The organism is Arthrobacter sp. fls2-241-R2A-200 (assembly GCF_030209745.1).
In the GTDB taxonomy this organism is placed as follows: Bacteria; Actinomycetota; Actinomycetes; order Actinomycetales; family Micrococcaceae; genus Arthrobacter.
Map to the genome: position 1 here is coordinate 103094 of NZ_JARVRJ010000004.1, position 23451 is coordinate 126544.

General features: G+C 65.9%; 38 protein-coding genes and 1 tRNA gene. 9 read left to right on the top strand and 30 right to left on the bottom strand.

Annotated elements, in window-relative coordinates; translation table 11 throughout:
• Window positions 1-57: 57 nt before the first annotated feature.
• Both QRN42_RS04730 and QRN42_RS04735 read right to left on the bottom strand, forming a co-directional pair.
• Window positions 58-546 (bottom strand): SLOG family protein, encoded by a 489-nt coding sequence (locus QRN42_RS04730; protein WP_133830769.1) that lies wholly within the window; start codon window positions 544-546, stop codon window positions 58-60.
• 168 nt (window positions 547-714) lie between these two features.
• Window positions 715-1047 carry a hypothetical protein gene (locus QRN42_RS04735; RefSeq protein WP_133830770.1) on the bottom strand — a complete coding sequence of 111 codons (333 nt, stop codon included), beginning with the start codon at window positions 1045-1047 and terminating at the stop codon, window positions 715-717.
• A gap of 2134 nt (window positions 1048-3181) precedes the next feature.
• On the opposite strand from QRN42_RS04735, the gene QRN42_RS04740 reads away from it, so the two are divergent.
• The 3 genes from QRN42_RS04740 to QRN42_RS04750 all read left to right on the top strand — a co-directional run bounded on the left by QRN42_RS04740 (window position 3182) and on the right by QRN42_RS04750 (window position 5435).
• Complete coding sequence (locus tag QRN42_RS04740) at window positions 3182-3649, top strand: hypothetical protein (protein WP_133830771.1); 468 nt, start codon at window positions 3182-3184, stop codon at window positions 3647-3649.
• A gap of 52 nt (window positions 3650-3701) precedes the next feature.
• On the top strand, window positions 3702-5015 hold the full coding sequence (locus tag QRN42_RS04745) for an acetate and sugar kinases/Hsc70/actin family protein (protein ID WP_133830772.1): 1314 nt from the start codon (window positions 3702-3704) through the stop codon (window positions 5013-5015).
• Window positions 5016-5204: 189 nt separating this feature from the next.
• Window positions 5205-5435, top strand: a complete 231-nt coding sequence (locus QRN42_RS04750) for a hypothetical protein (RefSeq protein WP_133830773.1) — start codon at window positions 5205-5207, stop codon at window positions 5433-5435.
• Window positions 5436-5539: 104 nt separating this feature from the next.
• Here QRN42_RS04750 and QRN42_RS04755 read toward each other — a convergent pair whose 3' ends face one another.
• The 5 genes from QRN42_RS04755 to QRN42_RS04775 form a co-directional block, all read right to left on the bottom strand.
• A complete protein-coding gene (locus QRN42_RS04755) occupies window positions 5540-6262 on the bottom strand; it encodes an HD domain-containing protein (protein ID WP_133830774.1) in 723 nt (240 codons plus the stop codon).
• A gap of 155 nt (window positions 6263-6417) precedes the next feature.
• On the bottom strand, window positions 6418-6681 hold the full coding sequence (locus QRN42_RS04760) for a hypothetical protein (RefSeq protein ID WP_056387596.1): 264 nt from the start codon (window positions 6679-6681) through the stop codon (window positions 6418-6420).
• A 36-nt stretch (window positions 6682-6717) separates the two neighbouring features.
• Window positions 6718-7098, bottom strand: a complete 381-nt coding sequence (locus tag QRN42_RS04765) for a hypothetical protein (protein WP_133830775.1) — start codon at window positions 7096-7098, stop codon at window positions 6718-6720.
• 5 nt (window positions 7099-7103) lie between these two features.
• Window positions 7104-7433 carry a hypothetical protein gene (locus QRN42_RS04770; RefSeq protein ID WP_284975268.1) on the bottom strand — a complete coding sequence of 110 codons (330 nt, stop codon included), beginning with the start codon at window positions 7431-7433 and terminating at the stop codon, window positions 7104-7106.
• Window positions 7434-7500: 67 nt separating this feature from the next.
• Window positions 7501-7740: a hypothetical protein gene (locus QRN42_RS04775; RefSeq protein ID WP_133830777.1), complete on the bottom strand. Its 240-nt coding sequence runs from the start codon at window positions 7738-7740 to the stop codon at window positions 7501-7503.
• A 251-nt stretch (window positions 7741-7991) separates the two neighbouring features.
• On the opposite strand from QRN42_RS04775, the gene QRN42_RS04780 reads away from it, so the two are divergent.
• Entirely contained in the window at window positions 7992-8213 is a 222-nt protein-coding gene (locus QRN42_RS04780; protein ID WP_056387604.1) for a hypothetical protein, read from the top strand.
• Between the two features lie 61 nt (window positions 8214-8274).
• Here QRN42_RS04780 and QRN42_RS04785 read toward each other — a convergent pair whose 3' ends face one another.
• From QRN42_RS04785 to QRN42_RS04865, 17 genes are all read right to left on the bottom strand, one after another.
• On the bottom strand, window positions 8275-8868 hold the full coding sequence (locus QRN42_RS04785; RefSeq protein WP_133830778.1) for a hypothetical protein: 594 nt from the start codon (window positions 8866-8868) through the stop codon (window positions 8275-8277).
• 141 nt (window positions 8869-9009) lie between these two features.
• Complete coding sequence (locus tag QRN42_RS04790) at window positions 9010-9348, bottom strand: hypothetical protein (RefSeq protein WP_056387609.1); 339 nt, start codon at window positions 9346-9348, stop codon at window positions 9010-9012.
• Between the two features lie 37 nt (window positions 9349-9385).
• Window positions 9386-10033 (bottom strand): thermonuclease family protein, encoded by a 648-nt coding sequence (locus QRN42_RS04795; RefSeq protein ID WP_284975267.1) that lies wholly within the window; start codon window positions 10031-10033, stop codon window positions 9386-9388.
• Between the two features lie 166 nt (window positions 10034-10199).
• The gene (locus QRN42_RS04800; protein ID WP_056387614.1) at window positions 10200-10502 is read right to left on the bottom strand and encodes a hypothetical protein; all 303 of its coding nucleotides are present in this window, start codon (window positions 10500-10502) and stop codon (window positions 10200-10202) included.
• Between the two features lie 17 nt (window positions 10503-10519).
• Window positions 10520-10828, bottom strand: a complete 309-nt coding sequence (locus tag QRN42_RS04805; RefSeq protein ID WP_071416397.1) for a hypothetical protein — start codon at window positions 10826-10828, stop codon at window positions 10520-10522.
• Window positions 10829-10890: 62 nt separating this feature from the next.
• Window positions 10891-11036 (bottom strand) — tRNA-OTHER (locus QRN42_RS04810).
• A gap of 66 nt (window positions 11037-11102) precedes the next feature.
• Window positions 11103-11516 (bottom strand): hypothetical protein, encoded by a 414-nt coding sequence (locus tag QRN42_RS04815; protein WP_056387620.1) that lies wholly within the window; start codon window positions 11514-11516, stop codon window positions 11103-11105.
• 27 nt (window positions 11517-11543) lie between these two features.
• Window positions 11544-11681 carry a hypothetical protein gene (locus QRN42_RS04820; RefSeq protein ID WP_156783993.1) on the bottom strand — a complete coding sequence of 46 codons (138 nt, stop codon included), beginning with the start codon at window positions 11679-11681 and terminating at the stop codon, window positions 11544-11546.
• Window positions 11682-11899: 218 nt separating this feature from the next.
• The gene (locus QRN42_RS04825; protein ID WP_056387625.1) at window positions 11900-12130 is read right to left on the bottom strand and encodes a hypothetical protein; all 231 of its coding nucleotides are present in this window, start codon (window positions 12128-12130) and stop codon (window positions 11900-11902) included.
• Complete coding sequence (locus QRN42_RS04830) at window positions 12127-12390, bottom strand: hypothetical protein (RefSeq protein ID WP_133830782.1); 264 nt, start codon at window positions 12388-12390, stop codon at window positions 12127-12129. The genes QRN42_RS04825 and QRN42_RS04830 overlap by 4 nt, the downstream gene beginning before the upstream one ends.
• Before the next feature lie 175 nt (window positions 12391-12565).
• Complete coding sequence (locus QRN42_RS04835) at window positions 12566-13057, bottom strand: single-stranded DNA-binding protein (RefSeq protein WP_021473537.1); 492 nt, start codon at window positions 13055-13057, stop codon at window positions 12566-12568.
• Window positions 13058-13289: 232 nt separating this feature from the next.
• Window positions 13290-13553, bottom strand: coding sequence for a hypothetical protein (locus QRN42_RS04840; RefSeq protein ID WP_133830784.1), 264 nt, complete (start codon window positions 13551-13553; stop codon window positions 13290-13292).
• 19 nt (window positions 13554-13572) lie between these two features.
• Window positions 13573-13812 (bottom strand): hypothetical protein, encoded by a 240-nt coding sequence (locus QRN42_RS04845; RefSeq protein WP_133830785.1) that lies wholly within the window; start codon window positions 13810-13812, stop codon window positions 13573-13575.
• Entirely contained in the window at window positions 13812-14132 is a 321-nt protein-coding gene (locus tag QRN42_RS04850) for a hypothetical protein (protein WP_284975266.1), read from the bottom strand. Before QRN42_RS04850 ends, QRN42_RS04845 begins: the two co-directional genes overlap by 1 nt.
• 200 nt (window positions 14133-14332) lie before the next feature.
• Window positions 14333-14620 carry a hypothetical protein gene (locus QRN42_RS04855; RefSeq protein WP_133830787.1) on the bottom strand — a complete coding sequence of 96 codons (288 nt, stop codon included), beginning with the start codon at window positions 14618-14620 and terminating at the stop codon, window positions 14333-14335.
• Between the two features lie 86 nt (window positions 14621-14706).
• Window positions 14707-15072 carry a hypothetical protein gene (locus tag QRN42_RS04860; protein ID WP_284975265.1) on the bottom strand — a complete coding sequence of 122 codons (366 nt, stop codon included), beginning with the start codon at window positions 15070-15072 and terminating at the stop codon, window positions 14707-14709.
• 19 nt (window positions 15073-15091) lie between these two features.
• Entirely contained in the window at window positions 15092-15742 is a 651-nt protein-coding gene (locus tag QRN42_RS04865) for a homing endonuclease associated repeat-containing protein (protein WP_284975264.1), read from the bottom strand.
• A gap of 325 nt (window positions 15743-16067) precedes the next feature.
• Here QRN42_RS04865 and QRN42_RS04870 point away from each other — a divergent pair, with 325 nt between their 5' ends.
• On the top strand, window positions 16068-16928 hold the full coding sequence (locus QRN42_RS04870; RefSeq protein WP_284978250.1) for a hypothetical protein: 861 nt from the start codon (window positions 16068-16070) through the stop codon (window positions 16926-16928).
• A 187-nt stretch (window positions 16929-17115) separates the two neighbouring features.
• On the opposite strand, the gene QRN42_RS04875 is transcribed toward QRN42_RS04870, so the two are convergent.
• The 4 genes from QRN42_RS04875 to QRN42_RS04890 form a co-directional block, all read right to left on the bottom strand.
• Window positions 17116-17553: a hypothetical protein gene (locus QRN42_RS04875; RefSeq protein WP_133830789.1), complete on the bottom strand. Its 438-nt coding sequence runs from the start codon at window positions 17551-17553 to the stop codon at window positions 17116-17118.
• Window positions 17554-17659: 106 nt separating this feature from the next.
• Window positions 17660-18160 (bottom strand): hypothetical protein, encoded by a 501-nt coding sequence (locus QRN42_RS04880; protein WP_133830790.1) that lies wholly within the window; start codon window positions 18158-18160, stop codon window positions 17660-17662.
• A 150-nt stretch (window positions 18161-18310) separates the two neighbouring features.
• Window positions 18311-18445 carry a hypothetical protein gene (locus QRN42_RS04885; RefSeq protein ID WP_284975262.1) on the bottom strand — a complete coding sequence of 45 codons (135 nt, stop codon included), beginning with the start codon at window positions 18443-18445 and terminating at the stop codon, window positions 18311-18313.
• 146 nt (window positions 18446-18591) lie between these two features.
• Window positions 18592-18747, bottom strand: a complete 156-nt coding sequence (locus tag QRN42_RS04890; protein WP_284975261.1) for a hypothetical protein — start codon at window positions 18745-18747, stop codon at window positions 18592-18594.
• Between the two features lie 139 nt (window positions 18748-18886).
• Between QRN42_RS04890 and QRN42_RS04895 the strand changes: the two genes are divergently transcribed.
• Together QRN42_RS04895 and QRN42_RS04900 are read left to right on the top strand one after the other, a co-directional pair.
• The gene (locus tag QRN42_RS04895) at window positions 18887-19360 is read left to right on the top strand and encodes a hypothetical protein (RefSeq protein ID WP_133830791.1); all 474 of its coding nucleotides are present in this window, start codon (window positions 18887-18889) and stop codon (window positions 19358-19360) included.
• A 109-nt stretch (window positions 19361-19469) separates the two neighbouring features.
• A complete protein-coding gene (locus QRN42_RS04900) occupies window positions 19470-19754 on the top strand; it encodes a hypothetical protein (RefSeq protein ID WP_139126767.1) in 285 nt (94 codons plus the stop codon).
• Window positions 19755-19824: 70 nt separating this feature from the next.
• On the opposite strand, the gene QRN42_RS04905 is transcribed toward QRN42_RS04900, so the two are convergent.
• Entirely contained in the window at window positions 19825-21129 is a 1305-nt protein-coding gene (locus QRN42_RS04905) for a Y-family DNA polymerase (protein ID WP_133830792.1), read from the bottom strand.
• A gap of 15 nt (window positions 21130-21144) precedes the next feature.
• Window positions 21145-21600 (bottom strand): LexA family protein, encoded by a 456-nt coding sequence (locus QRN42_RS04910; protein WP_133830793.1) that lies wholly within the window; start codon window positions 21598-21600, stop codon window positions 21145-21147.
• A gap of 402 nt (window positions 21601-22002) precedes the next feature.
• Between QRN42_RS04910 and QRN42_RS04915 the strand changes: the two genes are divergently transcribed.
• Together QRN42_RS04915 and QRN42_RS04920 are read left to right on the top strand one after the other, a co-directional pair.
• Window positions 22003-22413: a hypothetical protein gene (locus QRN42_RS04915; RefSeq protein ID WP_208294365.1), complete on the top strand. Its 411-nt coding sequence runs from the start codon at window positions 22003-22005 to the stop codon at window positions 22411-22413.
• Window positions 22410-23447 (top strand): hypothetical protein, encoded by a 1038-nt coding sequence (locus QRN42_RS04920; protein WP_208294366.1) that lies wholly within the window; start codon window positions 22410-22412, stop codon window positions 23445-23447. The genes QRN42_RS04915 and QRN42_RS04920 overlap by 4 nt, the downstream gene beginning before the upstream one ends.
• Window positions 23448-23451: the final 4 nt, after the last annotated feature.

The window sequence follows — 23451 nt, forward strand, 5'->3', positions numbered from 1 at the left end:
TCAACAGCCCTGCAGCACCAGCTGCAGGGCTGTTGTCATGTCCGGGGTGTGCACTTGTCAGAACGGAGGCAGGCGCGGGTGGATGATGTCTTCGACCTCGATGCTTGCAGCCAGGGCGCGGGAACGGGCGTGCACGGTGCCATGTGAGAAGTGCCCTGGCGTTCCGGGCATCAGCTGCTGCTGGCCGGTGCGTTGGTCGCACTGGCTGCAAAGGTCCAGGAAGGCGGCGACACGGACCTGCGCTCCCCCGGCGCGCATGGCGACGAGGGCATCGACCATCCGTTGGTTCCGGGTGAAGCCCGCCGCCTTGGGCTCAGCGCTCCAGTCGCCCGGGAACTCAATTACTTCGAAGCCGGCAGCCCGCCACAGCCGCTCGGCCATGGCGTCAGCACCCTTGGGACAGTGCCCTGAGAGGAGCACGGGTCGGGCGACCGCAGACGGTCCCCAGGCTCTCCAGGCCTCGTTCAAAGCCGCCTTCATGGCCTCCGCGGCGTCCCAGGTCCGGGAACCGGTCACGAGCAGCGCATGGCTGAATCCACTGGTCATCGCGATGCCTCCCGGCTGGTCATCTTGGTCATCGGCATAGATCCCGCCGGGGCCGCCGCGGTGGCAGTCCGGATTGTGATACTCGTCTGTCGCTGCATCATTCGCGTCCTCTTTCGCCGCAATGTTTTCCGGAATGATTCCCGGTGTTTCTTCTCAGTCGGCTGGTCACTACGCGGCAGCTGCCGACGCCTGGGCACTGTTGACCCTGGCAGCGCCGCGTTCGTAATGGATTGCCACCCGGACCTTCCGGTCCTCGCTGAGCGGTGCGACGTGAAGGGTGTATCCACCGTCCTTGTCGCGCTGGAGGTAGGCGACGCCGACCGTGCCGCTCTCTTCATCGTCGAAGTCGACCTTGCCAAAGCTCTCCGCCGGAGTCGCCTCAGTGACTCGCTCTCCGTGGGGGATCCACGGCCCGGCCTCGCACCTGGCTCCGGTGTCGTAGGGCGAGAGCTGCGGCTGTGGCCGGCGTGCGGACCTGGATGCCTTCCGGGCGTGTGTCATGACGATGCCTCTTCTGTTTCTCGGGATGTAGGTGTCGGGCATCGAGTGCAGGTCCCGCCAGGGGTCCGCGGAGACTCGATGTACGGTCCAGCTCCCGTGCCAGCTCCGCTGGCCTGACGGCCTTCTGGTGAACCGTGTCGGGAACTGCTCCGACTGGGCCGCGCAGCGGGCCGGCCGACGGGCCGTCCTCCTCGGACAAACCTGGTGCGCAGCGCCAGGTGATCCACCGCCTGGCTGCACCCTTTGCTGCGTCGTCCACCTGTGGATAAATGCGGCGGGGCAGGCGGGGGCGTCCTCCACTCAAGCGCAGCGCTGGGCATAGCCGGAGGGAGCGCAGCGACTGACGGACCGGCGAGCGAAGCGAGCGGTGGAACCTGTCGGCTATGCCGACCAACAGCGTCTCGAAGCGCAGCGAGAGACCGAAGCGAAGCGGAGGGTCCGCAGGACCGCTGTTGCCAGGTTCCCTTATGCCCTTTTCCTCTCTTGCCGCCATTTCGCCATTCCACGGCTGGAGCGTTAGCGGAAGCCTGGAATATCAGGGGAAACGCCCCGTACACCCTTGACCCGTACACCCCCTCTCCATCCGCGCAGCGGGTGTACGGGTCATGTCGTTTCCGCTGGATTTACGGGCTTTTGGGTGTACAGCCCTTTTGCCGTCCGCTGCAACGCCGTACGGATGCATCTTCCGCACCACCGCGAGGCACGAGCGGGTACCCGTACGGGTCCTCACACGTAGCGTCAGCGACGTCGGGCGCAGCCCGGTCCGCACCCCCTGGTGCATCCTGCTGCCGCAGGCGCATCAGACCCGGAGCGCAGCGGTCCACCACTCCCCGCGACCTGTCGCGTCAGGCTGTGGAAAACTCTGCTGTCACAGCACTGCACTGATCTGTCGGTGCGCTCGTCGCACCCGTGTGCGGGTGCTCACTCCGGCTCTGTTTCGCGGTCGCGCCAGCATCTGTCGCACCGCGTCCGAGGCGGGCCCACACCGCTTCCTTGCCGGGGTCCGTTCCGGGCCGGCCGGCTGCCCCTCCTGGTGGCAGCTGCACCCCCGGATGAGCGACAGCGAGTCCTCGACGGCCACCGCCCGGCCTGCCCCTCGTGGACGCATCAGAAGAGGAGCTTTCCCGGGAAGCATGAAGCCTCCCAGATCCAACGGGAGCCCCCGCTTCCCAGCGTCACGGAGCCGCCCGGGTCTCCCACCAGGTGCAGCTTCCTGGAGAGCCTCGCGGGTTCTCACCTTCTGGACCCCACCGCCCGTGAGGCACGGAAGGAAGCGGAGTTTTTGCCCTTTCGCTCCATGCGGGGCCCTACTACCCGGTTCGCCTTTTCCCTCCGCTCTCCTTGCGGCCCCCGGGCGGGTCGGTGACGCCACAGGCGCAACCACAGCTGCTCCACCCTGCTCCGATAGCTCCTCCGCTTGCTCCAGGACTGCCTAGAGGTGTCGCAGGCGGGTGTTCCAGGTACCGGTCCGGGCCCGCATCGCTGGACCCCTTCTGGTCCCGGAGTGGACAGATCATTGCACCGGCATGGCCAGACAGGGACACAGACCAGACCCATAAAAGACCCGAGAGAGTCCAGAAAGGCCATTCAGGCCCCATTGAGTTCCGGATGGCACTCCTTGGGGCCGCTTCGGGCGTACTGCTGGTCCCATGATGGTCTCTTACAGGTCTGCTCTGGTCCGGCTCGCGACGGTGGACTGTTGCTGGTCTCTTCGAGGGCGCTTCTGTGCTTTGTGTGGAACCACCGAGCGCCCTCCAATGTGCCGTGGCCTGATCGAGGTCTTCTGCTGGTCCGCAGCGGACCGCGTGCCGGTCCCGGGTGAGCCCTTGATGAGTCCTGTGTCTTCTGGTTCCCCGGCAGACCCGTGGCCTTCTGCGGGTCCTGCCGGCGGCTCCCACGGGTCCCGCCGCGGCCAGGGGTCGCTCACGGTGATGCAGGCCTGATCTGCTGGCGGCCTTTTGCTGGTCTTGGCGTGGTCCTTGCAGAGACCATTGAAAGACCAGTAGAATGATGACTGATAAATGAGTCGAAAGGTCCCCGACTGGCAGTAGCGCCTCGGGGACCGCGCATGAGAGGGGGCCGCGATGACCGAGGACAGTGTCCATCAGCACGAGGGCGCAAGGGGGTGCTCGCAATGACCGATAAGGCCGAGCCACGCCGTCTGCGCTGGAGCGTCCCGCGGGCCGACGAGTCGACGAACCGGTGGCTGGACGAGCAGTACGACATCTCGCGCTCGCTCCAGCTGCTGATCCGCGAGTCCATCCAGCGCGACGGCTACATCGACGTGGTCAACCGTCCCGTTGAGCATCTTCCCCGGCGCGGCCGCCCGCCGCAGGGCGAGCAGGACCCTGGGCGCAGCGAGGCCCATGAAGGAGAGGAACGCGGCGATGACGGCCGTGACGGGAGTGAAAGCCAGCACGAGAGTCGCGAAGGCCGTGACGAGGCTGCCGTGCCTGTTGCTGTTTCTTCAGAGCCCGTGCAGCGCGTCGAGGCAGCCCAGGCTGTTCAGCCGCCGCCCACGCCTCCTGTCCGCGAGCCCCACCCTGTTCCCGCCGAGGAGCCTTCTGTCCCTTCGGGGCTGGACGCCTTCCTCACCCGCTGATCCGCACCGCACTTCCTGAGACACCGACTTCCTGACCGAGAGGGACACAACCATGAGCAACACCCGCACCGCCGAGAAGACCATCCAGCTCACCGGCGGCATCGACGTCGGCAACGGATACGTCAAGGGCGTCATCCGCGGCGAGGTCCACGGCAAGGAGGTCTTTGACACGATCGACCTTCCTTCTGCCGTGGTGAGCACCTCGCGCTCCACGCCCAAGGTGCCCGAGGCTGACTCGGATGCCTTCAAGATCGTGGTGGAGGACGACTTCTACAACCGCGTCGCCGCCTCGTTCACCACTCCCCTGATCGGGCACTCGGACCTGCGCACCTTCGGCCGCGCGGCACTGAGCACCCCTGGGTCGAAGTTCACGCAGTTCGAGGTCGTCGGATCCCGCTCGAAGGCCGACCAGGAACTGAGCTCGGTGCTCGTCCTGGGCGTCTTCGCCGCCAAGGCCCTGCGCGACTATGTCCGCGAGCACGGCGCGCTGCCGGACCGCGAGCTGCGCGCCACGGTGCGCGCAGGCCTGGCTCTGCCGATTGCCGAGTACGTGCAGCGCCGCAGCGCCTATGCTGCCCAGTTCGCGGGACTCCTGGGCGCGGCCGACCCCACGGTGCACCTGGTGACCGTGAAGAACTTCTCCACGCCGGTCACCGTGCGCCTGCAGTTCGAGGATGTGCAGGTCCTGCCCGAGGGCGCGTCCGCGCAGTTCGCGATCACCGACAAGGGCGCGCCGCTGGCGCAGGCTCTGCTGGACGATCTTCGGGCCTCGGACCCCGAGGAGGCCGCGCGCCTGCAGGGTGTCACCGCCGAGCTGCTGGTCGGTGTGCGCAACACCGTCGGCGTCGACGTCGGCGAGGGCACCGTGAACTTCCCCGTCTTCACCGACGGCGCGTTCAACTCCGAAGCGGCCAGCACGCTGGACCAGGGCTACGGCACCGCGCTGACGAACGCGCTGGACCGCATGAGCACCAGCGGAGACAAGGACCTGAGGTTCAAGAACCGCAAGGCGCTGGCCGACTTCCTGCAGCAGGAGCCCAGCGTATTCCTCCAGGGCAGGTTTGACCGCGCCAAGGGCTACGTCGACGAGGAGGCCGAGTACCTGGCCGAGGAGATCGGCGCACGCTTCGAGGACGTCCTCGCCGAGGTCGGCGGCACCACCGAGGTGGTGTACGTCTACGGCGGCGGTTCGGGCCCGATCAAGGAGATCCTGCGCACTGTCCTGCAGAAGGCCGCCGGCGGCATCCCGGTGCTCTACCTCGACGCCGCGTACTCGCGCCACCTGAACCGCGAGGGCCTGTACCTGGCGGCGAAGGCCGTCGAGGTCCAGAAGCCCGAGGGCAAGCGCAGCAAGGCCGCGGCGTGACGATCATGCATTCGTGGCCCGGTCCCGAGAGGCTTGCGGTCGGCATCGAGATGATGCGTGCAGGCTGCCGATCGCGTACTGCTTCCTGTGGTACCGCTCACAGTGCTGAGCGGTACCACAGGAAGCCCCGAAAGAGACCACTGATCGACCAACAACAGACCACAGCCCACCCCAGGAGGGATCAATACCATGACCGACCACGACGAGACCCACGACGGACCCAAGAAGGACCAGCGTCAGACCTATGAGAAGCCCTCGGGCATCGTCGCACGGCTCCAGCAGCTGCACGAGGACCGACCTGTAGTCTTCGCCGTGCTCGTGATGGTGGTCTCCGGGCTGGTGTTCCTGCTCGGCGGAGTCCTCACCGGAGCTGTGGACCTCATCGGCATCTCTTTGCTGCCGGTGGACAACATGCCGTAGCGCCCGGCAGGCACAGCGCGGGCGAAAAAGAGACCTCCCCGGCGGCAGCTGATGCTGCGCCAGGGAGGTCTTTGCGGTGCTGGTGATCCAGGTCAACAGGATGGTCAATCGATGCCATGCTCGGCCGACAGGGCTGCGAGATCGTGGCTGAGATCTTCCATCGCGGCGATGGCGGCCATGGTGCACTGCTGGGTCGCAGGGCAGCAGAGCGAACGGCGCAGACCTGCTCCGACGATCTCGACGGCCGGCATGTACTTGAAGAGCATGCGGTACATGCGCGAATCCTGGCCGTGGCCGAGCTGGTGCCGGATCGAACCGGCGTTGTCCTTCAGGTCGCTGGCCTTGATGAGCAGCGCCCGGGAACCGGAGTTGGCAAGCCGCGTGAGGTGCTCCTCATAGGAGGTGCTGCCGTTAGGGGTGGTCACCGCACCAACGAGCACCGAGGCGCGCCGGCCGTACAGCCGTGCCAGGCAGCCCAGGGGATCCTCACCCGGCTGGCCGAAAGCAGCAAGCAGCTCTTTGCTGCAGTCCTCGACGACATCATGCAGCAGTGCTGCGGCAATCAGTTCAGCGTCGGTGACGCCCCAGCGCAGGAGGCGCAACGCCACGCGCAGCGGATGCTCGATGTACGGCACGCGAGGCATGTCTCCCCTGATGAAGCGGGTCTGCTTCCGGTGCAGGAACGAGGCCGTCGCAGCTGCGCGGGTCACGAGCTCCGTGTTCGTGGTGCCGGGCATGAGGTGTTGGATCTCCCGCTCGAGTTCGAACACGAGCATCGCAGGGTCCATTTGCTTGAGCGGGATACGCGTCGTGGTCAGGGTGGTCATGGCTCTTCCTTTGTTCGGGATGGTTCTCTTGCTGTTGCAAAACACCAGGCGCTGCCCCGCAGCGCGTGGACCCGCCTCAGAGACAGAGTGAGAGCCCCGGCCCCGCGCCGGAGCGCAGGAGCCGGGGCTCTGGTGGGATCAGGCAGGGCGACTGGTCATTGGTGCTGGCTGGGCTGGGTGTCGTTGTGACGGCGTAGCCGGGCAGCCCAGGTCTTCAGGCCCGGAAGTCCAGCAGCCCAGACAGCACCGGACAGGACCACGAGCACCACGCTCGCCGTCCAGTGGCCGGTCCAGGCGCTGGCTGCGATCGCGGGCAGCAGGGCGAGGACGTTCAGCACGATCCCCGTGACGAGGAGCGCCCTGCCGACACTCCGGAGGATCCGCTCGCGGCGGCCGGTGGTCTGCATCGTGTCAGGCATGGTGGTTCACGCTCCTTCGTCGTGGGATGTGTTCTCTCAGAGCTCGATCCGCTTGCCGCGGGCGAGCTCGGCAGCGGGGATGCTCAGCCGGTAACCGCCGACCGGGTAGCTGGGGTGGTCGCTGGCGACGACCGCGCAGTTCCACCAACCAGCGTGGCGCTTGCGAGGACGGGGTTCTTCCTCGCCCTCGGTGCGGGCCTCGCCGCGGTTTTCGATGGGCACCACGACGACGCGGTGGCCTGAGCCCCGCTCGGTGGCGTGCCAGGGCAGCTCGATGAGCAGGTCCTGGGGCCACTGCTCGATGGTGACCGGCAGCTTGGACAGTTCGTGGTTGGCCGAGCCCTCGGGCGACTGCGCGAGGCGCTGGGCCTCCTGCTCGGCGGTCTCGACGAATCCGATCTTCTCGAGGAAGGACATGGTGATCAGTGCTCCTGGTTCATGGGTTGGGAAGTCAACGGGTCAGCCTCAACGCTGGACTCGCCGCGGACGAGATCAGCCAGCGCCTGGGCGTAGGCGTCTTTGGCCCGTTCGATTGCAGCCTGCTCGTAGAGTGAGTGGATCTTCTCGCCGGCGGCGATGCGGTCCTCGACCTCGTCCATTGCTATGACGGCGGCGGCGAGCGGGACCCGGGCCTGAGCCTCGGCACGCCGCAGCTCCGGGTAGAAGGCCTTGCTCGTGGCGAGCCGGTGGACGGCGGCAACGCGTTGAGCTTCAGCGTCGAGGTCGGGCTCGGAAGTGGTGGCAGTGGACACGGTGATCCCCTCCTGTTTGATGAAGTCGTTTGTTCGATGCCGGACCTGGATCAGCTGCGCTGGTTCCTCAGCCCTCTGCCAGACGGCGGGCGGCCGCCTGGAAATCCGTGAAGGTAGTCTCGGCGCGTTCTGCCCGTGTGCCGTCCGCCGTGAATGCCGTGCCGCACCATCCGGTGACGTAGCGCTGGCACAGCTCGCGGTCGGCCTGGCGGGCCTGCTCGCCGTAGACGGGCGCGCTGACGACCAGCACATCAGAGCCGAAGTCGAATGGCAGCGCGTCCTGCATGGGTGCGGCGATGGTGCTCATGGCGGTTCTCCTCGGAATCCTGTGGGGCACGGCGCTGCACTGCAGGCCGTCCTTCGTCGATGACTCCTCCGTGACAGCTCCGCTGTCACCACCGCTGGCTGCACCTGAGAATCGAAGATGAAGAAGAACAACAACAAGGTTCCAACCCCGCGCCGGCAAAACGCGGATGATCCGCAGCATCGTCACAACCCCTCCACGCACCCTGGGATAGGCTTTCGGCGGAGTTCAAAATTCAACAAAGGGAGAGATTCGTGGCGGGAAGCGCGGTCTATGGCAAGGGCTACCACGCAGGCAAGCAGGATGCGCGTACAGAGGACCTGATCGCCGCGGGGGTCTTGGCGGCTGCAGGTCTGGTCATTGCAGGTGGCGTCAAGGTTTACCGGAAAGTCAAAGAGGCCCACGCAACCCGGCTGGAACAGCGGCTGAAGGACATCGACGACGGAGGTAACTCCGAAGATTCCGGCCAGCAGTAAACCACGGACACAAAAAAGAGACCCCACCGCCGGAGCACGCGCTCTGACGGTGGGGTCTTCTTCAGGCGAACGTCCTGTCCGCAGCGAAGTGCTCGTGCACGGCCTCGCGGGCGGCGGGGTATTCGTCGTAGGGATCCGGGTAAGCAGCATCGAACCGGGCAGCGGTGGTGATGCCCTGGAATCGGAGCAATTCCAGGAGATCCGGCAGGTCCTGTGCACGGCCGGAGAACTCCGCGGTGTCCGCGGCGATGATCTTGGCGCGGGTCAGCGTGGGGACACTGGCCAGCTGAAGCCTGATGCACTCGTACGCTGTGTCGTCGTCGATCCAGCGCGCCTGGTATATCGAGGCCACGAGCTCAGCGTCGTCACCGTCCATCACGTTGTCGTTGTTGATCCAGTCGCGCTCCAGGTTCATTTCGTCGGCCACCTCATGGATTGCCGCCATGACCTCTGGCGCGAAATCGCCGGTGACGCTGTCGATGTCGACGGTGAATGCCCGGTCCGCAGCACGGATGCCGTACTTCATGAGCGCGAAGCCGCCGATCGCACGGATCTGCACCGGGGCGTTCAGCCCCAGGCGCTTCAGCTTTCCGTCGAGCACCTCGAGCGCCCGCTCCAGCTGGGCCAGGCTGCACTTCTGGTCGTCGTGGCTCATCGTGCTGCTCCTTCTGGTCAGGAAAGAGCGGGTGTCTCCTTCGAGTCCAGATCCGGATCGGCTGTGCCGATCTGACGAGCCGCCAGGAAAGAGACGAGCCCGGCACCAGGGGCTCTCCCCCGTGCCGGGCTCTGTTCAGGCTCAGTGCATGCGTTCGATGCGCGTGGATCCGGACCCGTCCTGCAGGCCGGTGGCGCAGTCGTACCAGAAGCCGTTGGGCAGGCGGACCAGCGTGTGCGCCTCACGTCCTGGCCAGTTGCCGGCAGCTGCGATCGCGGGTACCGCCCGGCGGTCCATCACGCAGCTCACCCCCAGCTCCTCCACGACCTGCGGGTCGCGGACGTACTTCGCGGTGGAGCCATTGCGGGGATCGCACGGGACCTGCTTCATCCAGGCGGGGTGGTCGAGGACCCTCTTGACGAGGACCTTGTCGCCGACCTGGAGTTCGTCCAGCTCAGAGGGTGCTGTAGGGATGGGCATGTGGTTCTCCTGGTTCGTAGTCTGTAAGTGCAGCAGCTCAGCCGCGGCCGATGGAGGAGCACTGTGAGTGCGCACCGGCTTGCAGTGCCACGGCGTTGTCAGCCGCCGTGCGGTACTCGGGGATCCGCTGGGGCTCCGGCTCGCCCTTGGGGAACCAGGGCATGGCGTAGCCGTCGGTGACCTGCTGTCGCGCGGCATCGTTGTGGGCCGGTGTGATGACGTAGGCGAGAGAACGGCCATAACGGTCAGTTCTGTCTGCCCCGGGGTCGTACTCGATGGTCACTGGCATGCCCTGCGGCAGGATGCCGCCAAGATGATCAGTGGCGGCCCTAGCGCCGCACTCGGGCTCGGCATCCTTGTGATAGTTCATTTCGGGCGCGTCGATGCCCAGGAGCCTGACTGTGTGCTCGGGGATCCCGATATGCTTGTCGGTCGCCTCGAGCAGGCCGGCCACCGGCAGCACGGCGACGGTGTCGCCGTCGATGACACGGATGACTTTGGTCTCCACGCTCGCCGGTTTGCCAGAGGACACCTGTCCCGGGTCCTGGGCTGCCGCAATGCTGGTGGACGGCGTACTCGGGACGCCGGGGGCCTTCGGCAGGTCCTCGCAGCCGGTCAGCGTGACGATACAGAGCACGGCGGCGATGAGGCCGCCGAAGACAGATCCGGAGGGGGTGCGCTTCATGGTGGGGTTTCCTTGCTGGAGTGGTCGTCGGGCGCTCTGGCCGGGGTGGCAGGCGTGCTTCTCCACGGGCACGCCCGAGCCAGCTGTGCTGGCTGTTCCGGAAAGAGAAAGACAGGACCCCCGGCCCTGAGCGATGCGCTCGGTGCCAGGGGTCCAGTGAGAGAGATCAGTTGCCTGCCGCGACGGATCCGGAGTCGATGGGTTCGACGATGAAGACGCCGTCGGGCTCGCCCGTGAGCTCAGCAGCGAGCCGGCTCAGTGACTGGGCGTGGTCGAGCCTGTTACCGGCCCAGACACGCCGGCCAGCGTCGAAGTGCTCTGCGGCTTTCCTGGTCTCCTGTTCGGCACCGAGCGAGGCGATGTGTGCGAGCTTGCGGCGCACGTCCGGGCTGAGCTCGCGGATCAATGCGCTGCGTCCCTTGTGCGTCATGCCGAGCAGCATGCCGTTGCTGATGGGTCCGGTGTACATGGCGGTTTCCTTGCTGGTCAGGGTTGTTCCGGTCCGCGGGCGACGAGCACGAGGCGCGAGCCGCGGACGAGGTGGGCCTCACCGCCGACGGTGAGGATGTGGACAGTGCTGCCCACCGAGGGCCGCACCTGCTCGACGACGGCTGTGCCGCCATCCAGATCAGGGTTCAGGTCGCGCAGCGCGACCCGGTCGCCCCGGCGCAGCATCCGGGCGCTCTTGCCGCCGAGGATGCGGTGGCGCTCGGTCGAGCGCAACAGAGCCTCCTGGACCGCAGGACCGCCGTCTTTGACGATGTCGAGGAAGGCGGGGGTGATGGTGTCGGTCATGGCATTGCCCTCCTGGCTGGTGCAGCTGATGGATCGCGCGGGCCTGTACGACCCTGGGTCTGTGGCGCTCACGGGGATCGAACCCGTGACCTCTCGTGCGTCGCCCTGCAACGGGCCTGTAGCCTGGGTCTGCCCGACCAGGGATTGATGCGGAATCGAACCGCGGGCAGTCAGAACGCCGAGTGCTCTGCCGCTGAGCTAGAGCGCCGTGGGCCGGTTCCGGGAAGGAGCCGGCGAGGGGTTGTGAGGAAAGGGACGAGGAGCCGTTCGCCACTCACTTCCAGGTCGGTGCCCGCAGAGAGTCCGGAGCCGTGCAGCCGTCGCACGGCCTGGCCGCTGGCGCGAGGTGGTGCTCGACGAGATGGGACAGGAACCGGACTCCGACCTCGACGTCCGTCGTGAACGACTCGTCATCGGCCGTGCCGACGATCTGCGCGGAGGCGACCGTCGAGTCGATGTCCAGGTCGATGACCAGCTGCAGGGCGAGGCCCGGCGCGGGGCCGATCAGCTCGACGAGCACCTGGTAGTCCGGCTCGCACGAGTGCGAGACCCAGCCGACGTGGCGCTCGAGCTCGTCGGCGTCGTCGGCGGCGTTCAGCTCCTGGAAGACCGCTGCGACGGCGGACAGGAAGCCGGTGAGGGTGTGGTCGTGGTTGCGGTGATGACGGTGCTGCACGGAGGTCGACATGGCCCCTCCTCGGTCGATGGGTGGTGATCAGCGGATCTCGGAGTAGCCGCACTCCGGGCAGGTGTGGGTGCAGGCGCAACCGCGCCGGCCGGCCCGTTCGCGGGCCGTGGCGGGGGCGTCGGACTCCATCGGCGCGCCATCGTTGGGGCAGCTGAGACCAGACATGGCGGACCTCCAGTGAAGTGTGGCAGGACGGGGACGTTGTCCTTCGTCGTCAGATCCGGATCGGCTGTGCCGATCCCCTCCACACAGGCCACGAACGAAACCTGAACGAAAAGACAGCGCCCCGCCACGCCGCTGCTGCCGGGAGGGCAGGGCAGGGCGCGCGGGGCGCTGGTGGGGCCGGAGCCACGGAGGGATCGAACCGCTCTGCACGGAAGCTCTCAGCGCCGGATCCCGACGGCGGCCTTGCACCGCTTGGTGAGGACCAGGAACTGGAAGAAGGCTACGGCAGCCGACTCACCGAGGAAGTAGTGCACTTCTTCGATCGTCATCCCACTGGGGTCGAAGTCGACGATCCGGGGATACGTCTCGGCGAGGATCCGCGCCGCCGCGGGAAGCCCGGCAGCCGGCTGGACCTCGGCGGCGGGCTCGAGCTGCTGGACCAGGCTCATTCCGGGTCCTCCAGGTCCATCCGCCCGGTGACGGTGCGGAAGCGCTCCACGGGGCGGGTGCCGCCGTGATCGGCGACGAAGACCTGGCTGGCGTGAAGGCGCAGCTTCTGGATGACGGCGGTGACGACGTCGTCGACCATGGCCTCGACATCCGGTCCGGGGTGGTCGGTGATCACCGAGCCGACGACGGCGGTGAGCCCTGCGTGCAGGGCCTGGTCGTGATCGGTGGCCTCGACGGTCGCGTCGGCGACGATCTGCATGGCGGAACTCCTTCTCTTGGCTGATGACGTTGGGGGCAGGGCAGGACGGCGGCCAGCGAAAGCAGATCCCCGTCCGAGCAGCCCGAGGCTCCTCGGACGGGGACTGTCGGCGTGCGTGAGCCGCCTATTCGGTTGTTATTCAGTTGTGGGTTGTGCTGGGTGCGGGGCGCGCTTCTCAGGAGAAGGGCAGCTCCTCGCTGTGGACGGCGCTGGCGACGGCCGGCTGCGGTGCGGCAGCGGCTGCGACGGGAGCCGGAGCCGGCTGGGTCTGCAGGGCCTGGTTCTGCGCCTCGGCGGCAGCGACGCGCTCGTTCACGCGGGCCTGGGTCACCGAGCGGGGCTCGAGGAACGTGATGTCCTCGACGACTGCCTTGAGTTCGAAGACCTCGACACCGTTCTTGGTGTAGCGGTCCTGGCGCAGCTTGAGGTTCACGGCCACGAGGTCACCCTTGTGGATGCTCGCGAACGGGCCGATGCCGTTGGTGGTCGCGCGCACGAAAGCCTCGACCGGCACAGCGTCAGCGCCGCGGTTGCCCTGGCTGTCGGTGTAGTTGTGGTCGGCCATCAGGGTGAACGCGACCTTCTTGGAGCCGTCCTGGTTGTTGAAGACGACCGGGTCCTTGGTCAGGCGGCCGATGACGGTGGCGGAGTTGCGGGGGTTCGACATGAGTGTTTCTCCTCGTTGTGCACGAAACGCGCGGGCAGTGTCCCTGCTCCGCGCGCGATGGTGAGTTGAAGTGTTCGGTTGTCTCTCAGACCCCCATCCGGATCAGCTGTGCTGATCAGACGATGATCTTTCGAATGAAGACTCGGATCAGCTGTGCTGATCGAGCGCTCCTCAGTGCTCCTTCCGGATCAACTGCGTTGATCCCAGATGCCCTTGCATCACGGGTCCCGCATCAGCTGCGCTGATCGAACCCGGTACGCCCGGCCCCAGGCCAGCCCGGTGCTGCTCCCAGATCCCAGAGTTCGGCCTCGATCTGATCGGCCGCGGCCACGTCTCCGCTCTCGCAGGCCCGCCGGTAGTCCTCCTCCAGGTACGCGATCTGCCCGTCCCGGTTCGGGAACCGTCGCCGGAACAGCAACCAGCCCAGCCACGCGAGGCAGATCATGAAGGCAAGAGTGGTGATGAGGACTCCGGTGCTCTCGATGATGTTGTCCATGGCGTTTCTCCTGTCTGCTTCAGATCCGCAGCCGCCGGCGGACCAGGTCCATGAGCGTCGGGTCGGGTGTATGTCCCTGGGCCTGCTGCAGCTGCAGCCAGGCGAGGACGTTCTGCGTGTCCTGGGCCTCGAGCTGGCGGCGCTCGACCTCCAGCTGTTCCTCGCCGAGGGCGAGCATCCGCCCCTGGAGCTGTTCGATCTTCTCGAGGTGGCCGGTGTTCACTTTCAGGACGCTCAGCGCATGGGTGTCCGCGGCCATCAGAGCGTCACCTCGACCTCGTGGGCGGTGGAGGCGAACGGGCCGACGGTCACGGAGCGCATAATGCGGACGAGCCCCGCATCCTGCAGGCGCTCGGCCAGGCCAGCGTGTTCCGACCAGTCCTTGATGAACACCCGCCCCGGGCCGGCTACGAGGCCATATGCCTCGAGGTTCACCGAGATGCGCTCGGGGGCCTCGTCGGTCAGGAGTATGAGGCTGCGCTGGGCGTCGGCGTGCTGAAGGGTGCCCGTGAGCTCGATGACGCCGAAGTCGACGGCGACGCTGTGCCTGATGACGGGCGGTGCGATGGTCTGGTCCATGGTTCTTCTCGCTTTCGATGCCTGCACGGGCAGGTGAATGGTTGTTGACCCCGGGCCGCCGTGGCTTCGTTGCCGGGCTGCGGCAGGAACGGTGTGTCCGGCGCTTCTCGCGACGGCCCGGGGCTGTTCGTGGTGCGGCGGTGGGCCGCATGAAGTCTTGACCCAGCCCCGCAGGAGGCCAGGGGCCGGAAGGGGTCTCTTTAGATTCCCCGGCGGGCCCAGTCGTAGACCTCGGCGGGACCGCGACGGGACCTCGCGGAGCCCTGGCCCTGCCCCTGGATGAGACGAAGGGTCGGGCGGGCGGTGGGTATAGGAATGGGAACGAGTGAGCTGTTTGCCTCCTCGGCCTGCGGCTGCTGTGCTGCCACCTTGTCTGTATGTCTGCGCCGGAGCGCAGCCTCGGCCTCGGCGTAGAGGCAGATGAGCCCGAGCACAAAGACGGCGAGGAGCACGATGAGGGCCCAGCTCTGCAGTGGTGTCATGGGCATGAGCGGGACGCTCCTTCACTGGTCGATGGTTCAGTCGATGAGTCCCCCGGCGCAGCTGCGCTGCGTCGCTGCATCCCTGCCCCGGGTCAGGAGGCCCGGCGGGCAACGGTGTGCCCACAGGCGAGGTAGGCGATGTCGTAGAGCGGGGCCGGGCCCCAGGCGGCCTTCCAGTCCGCGGGCAGCGGCAGCGGCTCCGTCGTGCGCAGGACGACGTCCTGCGGCATGCCAGGGATGCCGCCCTCGACATCGGGCACCGGATCGTCCCCGGGGGTGCAGCCGCCGCACCACTCCTGTTCGGGCAGGAGCGCAGCGGCGGCCTGCAGTTGGATCTGCTGTGCGATGGCGTCCGACGGCGGTGCGTCGTCGATGACGTCATGGAGGGGGCGGGCGATCGTCATGATGGAGTCCTTCGGTCTGTGTGCGGTCAGTGGGATGAGCGGGATGGCAGCCACCCGCGCCAGGGCCGCCGGCTCAGCCCACGGCGAGCTGCGTGGCCCGCGACCAGCTGCCCATCCGGAACCGGATGGTGGCCGCCGGCGGGACATGGGTCCGGCAAATGCCGTCGGTGCCGCCGGTGCGCCAGGCCTCGTAGGCGAGCACGGCGATGGAGCCGGTCTTGATCCAGCACTCGCGCAGGGCGTCGAGGATCATCTCCTCGGTCCACTTCGTGGTCGCGCCCTGGAAGTGCAGCGGCTGCTCGGTGGTGTTCAGGCCCGCTCTCTCCAGGGCTGCATTCCAGGAGCCGAACCGGCGCTCCAGCAGCGGCGCGGATGGTTCGTCGTCGTGTCTGCGGCGGATGTAGTCGTTGCGCGGGAGGCTGTCCCGGTCCGCGGCGCAGCGCAGGAGCGCGTCGACCATCTGCTTTTCGGTGTAGGTCTGGACAGGCCCTTGGACGGCTCGGGCCGGCTCTGCGGGGTCGAATGCCGTGCAGGCGTAGGCGTTTCCGGCCAGCGCGTGGGAAATTGTGTGCTCCGAGATCCAGTGATCGTCCGTGTGCGGATCGGGGTTCTCGCACTGCACGCCGCCGCTCTCGTGGTGCTGGCACGGCAGGTGCTCCTGCACCTGCGGGTCCGCGATCTGGCAGCGCGGCATCAGGTCCGTCGGCACAGTCGTCCGGGTCATTGGCAGTCCCTCTCTCGGGTCGGCGTCGTCCGGGCGCGGCATGCCGTCCCGACCCGGCCCACCCAGGGACCGGGTGACGCGCTCGGGACGCGTCGAGCACCCGTCCGGATCAACTCCGTTGATCCCTCCCAGCCCAGCTGCCCCCTGGCGATACCAGGCATCGCCAGGGCCTGGCGCAGACCTTCTGTCAGCCGTCTTTTGTGTCGCTCTTCGCGCATCATCCGATAGACCATTCGATTGGTCTATCGGATAAGATGTACTGGAAGACCAGTCGGATGCGGGCTCTGTGCCATCCGGCGCAGACATCGACCCGACAGGAGAGGCCATGGCGATGAAGACCCCGATGACGAGGAAGGCGGCATTGTCCGCCGCCGCACTGGCGGTGCTGGGCAGCCTGCTCGCCGGATGCTCCGCCGGCTCAGAGACGGCGCAGCCGTCGCCGAGCCCGAGCACCAGCGCGGCGAAGGTGACGAGCGAGGACCTCGGCAAGGCGCTGGACCGGCTCGTGTTCCAGGGCACCGGGGCCAAGAGCACCGACGGCGGCGCGTGCCTGGTCCGCGCCGCCCAAGACAAGAAGCTCTCGGACGCCGCGCAGGCCTACATCGTGGGCAAGGGCAGCGACGACATCGCCGCGGTGGCAAATGGCCTGCGCGAGGTCAGCGCGATGGACGCCGCGATCATGCTCTCCCCTGAGCTGGGCGACAAGTTCGACGTTTGCGTCGACGCGGTGATCCCGCCGACCCCGGCCCCGGATGCCACGACCGGCAAGGACGGCAAGGACGGCAAGGACGGCAAGGACGGCAAGGATCAGGTCTACGTGCCGCCGAATCAGGGACAGGAGCTCCCCCAAGCCCGGCAGCCGGATCTCACGCCGAAGTTCCCGGTGCCCCAGGGCACGAGCATCAGCTCCTCCTCGCAGCTGACCGCGGGGCTCGTTTCGACGTTCTCCGCCTATGCGCTGAACGAGGATCAGAAGAAGACCTATGCAGCCTCGGGCGCTTGCCTGGCGGGCGTCGTCTTCCAGGCGGGGTTCTCGCAGGAGACGCTGCGCTTCCTCGCCGGCGGCGCACCAATAGGGGCCGGATCGATCTCGGACTTCCTGCCGAAGGACGAGGACAAGAAGATCTGGAAGTCGAAGGACTTCACCTCGGCACTCGTGGACTGCACGGCCAGCGCCAACGTCTGAGGCTCATCCATCGCGGCTTTTCGTCCTGCCGTTGATTGGCTTCTACCGATCAAAAAAGAAGAACCGGTGCATACTCGCACCGGTTCTTCTTTTCCTGGTCACAAAGCTGCCGAAGTCATAGCAAGACCCAGATGGCAGCATTCCAGAGCGGAGTCCGCGTCACAGCACTTCGATGGCGACGTCGGCACTAGAGCCGTTTTGGCTGCGCATTGCCGAGGTGCGCGCGCACCACGGCAATGTCCCTCGTCGGGTCGCGCCGGATCCGCTTCGACTTGACGATGAACGCGGACTTCTCGATCACAATGAGCTTCAATCCATGTTCGGGGATAAGAAGGCGCTTGCGTTCGTCGTAGAGGCGACGTTGCTCGCCGCGACCGACACCAGAGACGGTCTGCCGCCGATCGAAGAACGGTGACGGTTTCGAATGCTGCTCCTCCTGGAACTCGACTACGAGCTTAAGATCGGACCAAAAGCCGTCCACGGGTAGCTTGGTGCCGAGGGGTCGCAAAGGGGACGGGTCGCCGCGGAGCCAATCGAACGTCGCTTGGCGACAGCTGCTCATGCCGAGGACGCCGTCGCACAGGTCAAGCACGTAGTGCTCATCGGACGCAGTGCGGTCGACCATGCCGTGATTCTTGCAGAGTTCAGCCGAGAGGCCCATGCTTCATAGGTTCAAGAACAATGTTTGGTCCGCTCTGAGAGCTTAGGATCTCGGAACCAGGCTGATTCGGTCAGTGCCGCCGTCTGCCGGATACGGCCCGGTGCCAGTATTCCGCTTCTGCACTTGTCAGAATCTCGTAGATCTCCTCGACCACGAACTTGCCCAAATAAGGGCGTTCCTCGGCGCTCAAAGTTCCCAGAGACACCAGTGCAGCCGACAACAGCACATCGTCCTCAATCGAAGGCTCAACCCATTCCCGCACGCAATCGTCGGCGAGGTCCTCCCAGACATATGGCGAGGTTGCTATGGCCTCCCTGACCGCGGCGAGTCGCACCCTTACGTCTCCGCTGCGGGACCGCGTGTAGAGACGGATCTGGTATTCATCCGAGGCCGGGGGCACAAGTGGTGCCCCGCCGGCGACCGAATGCTGCGCAGCAATGACCTGGTAGCGGGCCCGGGCAGGGTGTCGGTCATGGAGGTCCTGGCGTATTTCCCTGATGCGGTGCCCGGGGCGCAATGTTGCAATTCCAGGGATGCGGTTGTCCCGCCTATTCGCGTTGTGTGGTGCCATGACCTGTCCCGACAAGCGGCCAATACGTGTCCCCCTCCCTCATGATAGGCCCGGTTCGGACGGAGGTTGAAGGCCACCGGATCGAGGCGGCTGGGCATACCGGAACGAGCTTGATCGTCCCTGCGGTTTTCCACATACGTCAGGACTCCCCTATCGGCAGTCGGCAACCGATGCTGCACTGGAGGCATGCTCAGCTACGAAGACATCATTCTGCTCGGCGAGGAACGGGTCCTGGTCATCCAGGAACACAAAGAGGGCCGTTGCTGGTGTGGCCAGACCTGGCAATGACCAACCTTGACGGGCGCTGTCTTGGTTGTATGGCTGGTGCTTCCTGATTCCGGACTGCTTGCTTCAGGCCGGACCAGGACCTTGCTGGGAAGGGGCCAGGTGAATTCAGCAGGGTATCCGGGCGGAGGAGCATACTGAAACGGTTACACCTCACGGTCCGGAACGCGAATGATGATCATCCGGGATCCTTCCGGGATTTTGGCCTTCGCCGCGGCCAGGGTGGTGCCATAGTCGGGGCCTGTCGCGCTGACGCGCATCATTTCGCCCTGGGCATCTTCAATGGTCAATTCAACCTCCATAGCTCTGAGCATAGAGCCCTGCCCGGCCGTCCTCTGTCCGTTGGAGAAGAGAAAGCTGTCAAGTAACAGCATGCGCAGTGAGTAGCCTGCCTAAGACCGGAGCGAGACTGGGATTGCCGGTAAAGGCTAGACTGCCTGAGTGCCCGGTCATGATCAAGAAGGCCCGTTCGATCGGGCGCAGCCGCTCAATCCATCACGTCTTCAGCAGCCCAAGGACAAGTCAGTCCAGTCTGAGCCCATTGAAGTGCCCAACCCTGAGGCCGCCGGAGCCTGCGAGCAGGATATGAGCCAGGGCCCGACCCGCTGGCAGCGGATCAAGGATCATCCGGCTTTCAAGACAGGTCTCGCCGTTGGCGCTCTTGCGGCTGCTGGCGCGGTCACGTTGTTGACACTGAGGTCGCCCGAAGCATTCAAGCAGGTCAGCGCGGCGGTCTGGGAGAAAATCCCTGAGTTCACGGAGGCGGCTTTCGAGGGCATCGGCGAGGAGGCCAGCAGAAAGTCTCCGACCGAGCATAATGTCAGCGGGCACCAGCGCGTGCAGCACTACGGTCCCGGCGGCACCGAGACAAAGTTCGTCCAGGTATCGCCTTACTCGCGTGGAGGTAGTACCTAACAGGCGCATGCGATACTGACCGTGTCGAAAATTGCGGTTGTGCTTGTCGTCAGCGGTTTATGTCATATCAGAAACGGCTTCGGCGGGACGTATTGGGACGGTAGGGCCTTTGGGTATCTTTGATTTCCTTGCGAAGAAGGAAAAAAGCTGGGACGAGATCGATGTCTACGAGGGTGAAACGCCCCCGTGCCCCAACTGTGGGACGCCCCTGGTGAAAAAGTTTGTTTACTCCGAGATGTACTGCCTTGAGTGTCGCTACGGTCTAGATGACGATGACGATGACGACAGCGAGGCGCTGAGTGTTTACGATGCAGCTCAGATCTGGGCCTCACACGGTAAGGATGAGGATTACATGTTCGGGTATTCCTCGGAGGAACTCGAAGCCGCGCTTTAATGTGGCAGGTCGCTGCTCGAGTTTGCTGCCGGCGCGGGTGCTGTTGAGGTCCTGCGCTTCCCTTACCCCGCTATGCCACAGCGACCGGCAGCTCGTCCCAGTGGGTCGTGCAGCGCTTCGAGAGCATGGCGCGCTTCATCTCCCACGCCGGCGGGGTCTTCATGCCACCCAGGCCCACACCCACTGCCTGCGCGCCGAGCTTTCTCGTGATTTCGTCAAGTACCTTCCCTACTCCCCGATCTTCGAATTCGGATTGGAACACAGGTAGGAACTGAACGCCGTCACTCGCGCGCAGTCCCGTGAGTACAACTCCTGCACGGGCGTAGCGGATACCGGCGGTCGGAAACAGATCAGGCAGGATCACACTGGCAGCTTTCGTAAGCGCGATCGGGTCATCGGTCGGCATGGCCAGCGGAACAGCCCGGTGGGCTGAATGCGGGACGGTTCCTTCGTCGGCCCAGCCGGTCGAAGCCCACACCGAGAGCACGCCGGCGACGGACCCCTGGGCCCGAAGACGGGCTGAGACCCGCTGGGCGTAGATCGACAGAACCTGATGCATCTCGTCAGGGTCCGTAAGCTTGCGCGAGAAGCTCCTGGAATAGATCAGCTGGTCCTTGGCAGCCGGCGGCTGGGTCTCCAGCCCGATACATTTTTGCCCGCGCAGCTCCAGGATGGTTCTTTCCATGACGACGGAGAACCGTTTGCGGAGCCATTTGGCATCAGCGTCACGCAGTTCTCTGGCCGTGTGGATGCCGAGCGCAGCCAGGCGCTTGCCGTTACGCCCGGCGACGCCCCAGAGGTCAGTCACATGGAGGGAGTCAAGGATCCGGTCAAGCTGCTCCTCCGAAAACCGCCGGAGATCGAGAACTCCATTGAACGCGGGGTTTTTCTTGATGCCGAGAGCCGCTACCTTGGCGAGGGTCTTCGTGGGACCGATCGCGACGCGGACAGGAATTCCGGTCAGCTGGAGGACAGTCCGTCGGATCTCCTGTCCCCGTGATTCGAGTTCTTCAGGAGCGCCCCGCAGCTTCAGCCAGCTTTCGTCGATCGAATACACTTCCTGCCACGCACTGAAGCGGCCCAGAATGGTGGCAACCCGTGCACTCAGCGAGCCATAGAGCTCATAGTTCGATGACCTGGCTTCGACGCCCTTGGCCTGGCACCAGCCGCGGATCTTGAACCACGGCTTGCCCATGATGTCAGGATCGAGCTCCTTCACCAGCGGGCACGCGGCAACCACACAGCCGTCATTGTTCGAGAGGACAAGGGTCGGCCGGTCATGCAGCGTGGGGTCGAAGACGCGCTCCGCGTTGGCGTAAAAGGAGACGCAGTCTACGAGAGCGATTTGATCGGATGCTGGGGTGAGAGTCGTCATTGCCACGGCTGGAGACTATAGGCGGGGTCTGACACCACGTTTGGTTTTCGCAGGAGACAGAATCCATGTGACCACGCCCCAGACTGACATCTCGGTGTGTTCGTGGAGAACGACGTCCGCATAGTCAAGGTTCTCTGCCACGAGAACGGTACGTCCCTGGATGACGTCCAGCCGCTTGACGGTGTATTCGCCGTCAACGACGGCGATCACGATCTTGCCCGGAACGGGATCGATCCCCCGGTCCACGAGCAGCAGGTCGCCGTCATTGATTCCGGCTCCGGTCATGGAATGGCCGGCTGCACGCCAGACAAATGTACATGTTGGGTCCCGGACCAGGTGCTGGACAAGATCAAGGTCCCCGGACCAATATCCCTCTGCAGGGCTGGGGAAGCCGCAGGCGACGGCTTCCGGCGCGAACGGGAGTATCAGCGGCTCGTCGAGCGCCAACGGTTCTGGCTGCGAGGCCTGCATGTCCACTTCCTTTTCGAACATATGTTCGATGGAATCGTACGCCCGGGCGGGAACGGCACGCAACGTGGAGCAACTGCCGGGCGGACCGGACAGGCCTGGGCTCTGGGACTGCGGGCAGGAATAAAGGCCCCGGTGCGCTTCATGCGCGTCGGGGCCTTCTCTTTTTCGCACGAACGGGAGGTGCGAACCAACGTTCAGCGGCCCCGGCCTTGGGGTCGAGGAACCGAGGCCGCCTGGGACACGCGATCAGGCGCTGACCGGGTGACGCAGATGACTCCACCTCTCTGCCCGACCTCTCCGCAAAGGTCTGTCACAAGTCATTGCCCAATCATTCGTGACAGACAATCGAATGACGTTAGAATGGACTCGTACATCAGTCGAATATGACAGGAGAGGCCAGACATGACCGTCGTCGACGAGCCGAAGGCTGCGCCTCCCGCTGCGCGGGCTGCGACCAGGTCCGGTGGACCGAGCATCGACCAGAACGGCAGCGACCGCAGGGAGCGGGTCTTTACCCGCCTGTCCTCGGACGAGAAGCAGCGGGCGGAGTACTGGGCGCAGCGGCGCGGCTACCCCTCCGCCAACGAGTACTACGCCGAGGCGATCGCCGAGAAGATCCGGCGCGAGAATCTCGACTTCGACATCCCTGATCTGCTCACCGCGCGTATCAACCAGGTCGTCGACGAGCTCAAGGCGCTTTCGACGAACAACGCCAACCTCGAGCGGGTCGTGACCATGGGCTTCGATTCCCTGCTCGGGCTGACCAGGGGCGACAACTATCTGCTGGACGAGGAGAACGGGGAGCTGACGTGAGCCAGGGGCTGAACGAGATCATGCCGTCCACCGACGAGCTGATGGACGTCGACACGTCCTTCCTCGATGCGTACCGGACCGGCGGGAGCGAGGGCCTGAAGCGGGCCCAGGAAGGGGCACAGCCGGCGGAGCCGGAGCAGGACACGCCGGAGAAGGATGAGGCCCCGCAGCAGAGCGCCGAGAACCTTGACCGGGACACCGGTGCCGGCCAGCGTGGAGGCTCGGGAGCAGGCAGCGCCACTCCCCCGGCCCAGAGCGACGCCGTCGCCGTGGACAAAGCAGCGATGCCGCAGGTGCACGACGACGCAGACGCCGAAGCACACCCCGCGGCCCTCCCGGTGTCGCCGCCGGAAGATGCCAACCTCCTCCCGCCCGTCCCGCTCCAGCACACCGACCATCAGGAGGCCGTGCAGTCTGCGGCGGCCAGGGGCGGCTCCGGCGGAGGGGACGAGGGCAGCGAGTCGTTGCCACAGAGCGGCTTCCGGCTCGACGGCGTGAAGAGCCAGCCTGCCGTCCGGGCCCTGCCCGAGGCAATCGTCGGCGCGCTGCGGGAGCAGCTGCGCTCAGCGGCCGTCCGTGAGCTCGGTGTCGGCGACACGGCAGCCCGCGAGTTCGCCGAGCGGTTGAGCCAGGCAAGCCTGGTCACGGCCTTTCTGCTGGCCCAGCTCGACCTTGGACTGGCGACTGATGCTGCCACCCGGCGCGCGGCGCAGCTGTTCCGCTCCCGTGATCCGCTGCTGGGCAGCATCGCGGCGCGCATGGAATCCCTGGAGCGGAGGGGCCGTGAGCAGACCCAGGGCCTGGCCGCGCTGCACGGGCAGCTGGGTGAGGTAAAGGAGACCAGCGCGGCGATCGAGCAGGCACTCGCGTACTCGATCGCGGACCGCACGAGCAACTTCCTGCGCGGCTCGCACAATGTCCACGAGGCTCCGATCACGCACAAGGACGCGGTCTTCGTCCGGGACCGGGTGCGGGAGGCGACGAAGAAGCAGGCGAAGCTCGAGCGCGAGCGGGAAGGGCGGCCGATCCGATGAGCGC

Coding starts and splice junctions, on each gene's coding strand:
- QRN42_RS04815 (WP_056387620.1), bottom strand. CDS start 11,516: ATGTCGACCTCCGTGCAGCACCGTCATCACCGCAACCACGACCACACC.
- QRN42_RS04850 (WP_284975266.1), bottom strand. CDS start 14,132: ATGGACCAGACCATCGCACCGCCCGTCATCAGGCACAGCGTCGCCGTC.
- QRN42_RS04785 (WP_133830778.1), bottom strand. CDS start 8,868: ATGAGCCACGACGACCAGAAGTGCAGCCTGGCCCAGCTGGAGCGGGCG.
- QRN42_RS04845 (WP_133830785.1), bottom strand. CDS start 13,812: ATGGCCGCGGACACCCATGCGCTGAGCGTCCTGAAAGTGAACACCGGC.
- QRN42_RS04870 (WP_284978250.1), top strand. CDS start 16,068: ATGGCGATGAAGACCCCGATGACGAGGAAGGCGGCATTGTCCGCCGCC.
- QRN42_RS04825 (WP_056387625.1), bottom strand. CDS start 12,130: ATGAGCCTGGTCCAGCAGCTCGAGCCCGCCGCCGAGGTCCAGCCGGCT.
- QRN42_RS04775 (WP_133830777.1), bottom strand. CDS start 7,740: ATGAGCACCATCGCCGCACCCATGCAGGACGCGCTGCCATTCGACTTC.
- QRN42_RS04795 (WP_284975267.1), bottom strand. CDS start 10,033: ATGAAGCGCACCCCCTCCGGATCTGTCTTCGGCGGCCTCATCGCCGCC.
- QRN42_RS04735 (WP_133830770.1), bottom strand. CDS start 1,047: ATGACACACGCCCGGAAGGCATCCAGGTCCGCACGCCGGCCACAGCCG.
- QRN42_RS04750 (WP_133830773.1), top strand. CDS start 5,205: ATGACCGACCACGACGAGACCCACGACGGACCCAAGAAGGACCAGCGT.
- QRN42_RS04760 (WP_056387596.1), bottom strand. CDS start 6,681: ATGCCTGACACGATGCAGACCACCGGCCGCCGCGAGCGGATCCTCCGG.
- QRN42_RS04905 (WP_133830792.1), bottom strand. CDS start 21,129: ATGACGACTCTCACCCCAGCATCCGATCAAATCGCTCTCGTAGACTGC.
- QRN42_RS04840 (WP_133830784.1), bottom strand. CDS start 13,553: ATGGACAACATCATCGAGAGCACCGGAGTCCTCATCACCACTCTTGCC.
- QRN42_RS04875 (WP_133830789.1), bottom strand. CDS start 17,553: ATGGTCGACCGCACTGCGTCCGATGAGCACTACGTGCTTGACCTGTGC.
- QRN42_RS04910 (WP_133830793.1), bottom strand. CDS start 21,600: ATGCAGGCCTCGCAGCCAGAACCGTTGGCGCTCGACGAGCCGCTGATA.
- QRN42_RS04915 (WP_208294365.1), top strand. CDS start 22,003: ATGACCGTCGTCGACGAGCCGAAGGCTGCGCCTCCCGCTGCGCGGGCT.
- QRN42_RS04800 (WP_056387614.1), bottom strand. CDS start 10,502: ATGTACACCGGACCCATCAGCAACGGCATGCTGCTCGGCATGACGCAC.
- QRN42_RS04830 (WP_133830782.1), bottom strand. CDS start 12,390: ATGCAGATCGTCGCCGACGCGACCGTCGAGGCCACCGATCACGACCAG.
- QRN42_RS04805 (WP_071416397.1), bottom strand. CDS start 10,828: ATGACCGACACCATCACCCCCGCCTTCCTCGACATCGTCAAAGACGGC.
- QRN42_RS04765 (WP_133830775.1), bottom strand. CDS start 7,098: ATGTCCTTCCTCGAGAAGATCGGATTCGTCGAGACCGCCGAGCAGGAG.
- QRN42_RS04755 (WP_133830774.1), bottom strand. CDS start 6,262: ATGACCACCCTGACCACGACGCGTATCCCGCTCAAGCAAATGGACCCT.
- QRN42_RS04730 (WP_133830769.1), bottom strand. CDS start 546: ATGACCAGTGGATTCAGCCATGCGCTGCTCGTGACCGGTTCCCGGACC.
- QRN42_RS04835 (WP_021473537.1), bottom strand. CDS start 13,057: ATGTCGAACCCCCGCAACTCCGCCACCGTCATCGGCCGCCTGACCAAG.
- QRN42_RS04855 (WP_133830787.1), bottom strand. CDS start 14,620: ATGCCCATGACACCACTGCAGAGCTGGGCCCTCATCGTGCTCCTCGCC.
- QRN42_RS04880 (WP_133830790.1), bottom strand. CDS start 18,160: ATGGCACCACACAACGCGAATAGGCGGGACAACCGCATCCCTGGAATT.
- QRN42_RS04820 (WP_156783993.1), bottom strand. CDS start 11,681: ATGTCTGGTCTCAGCTGCCCCAACGATGGCGCGCCGATGGAGTCCGAC.
- QRN42_RS04790 (WP_056387609.1), bottom strand. CDS start 9,348: ATGCCCATCCCTACAGCACCCTCTGAGCTGGACGAACTCCAGGTCGGC.
- QRN42_RS04745 (WP_133830772.1), top strand. CDS start 3,702: ATGAGCAACACCCGCACCGCCGAGAAGACCATCCAGCTCACCGGCGGC.
- QRN42_RS04890 (WP_284975261.1), bottom strand. CDS start 18,747: ATGGAGGTTGAATTGACCATTGAAGATGCCCAGGGCGAAATGATGCGC.
- QRN42_RS04740 (WP_133830771.1), top strand. CDS start 3,182: ATGACCGATAAGGCCGAGCCACGCCGTCTGCGCTGGAGCGTCCCGCGG.
- QRN42_RS04865 (WP_284975264.1), bottom strand. CDS start 15,742: ATGACCCGGACGACTGTGCCGACGGACCTGATGCCGCGCTGCCAGATC.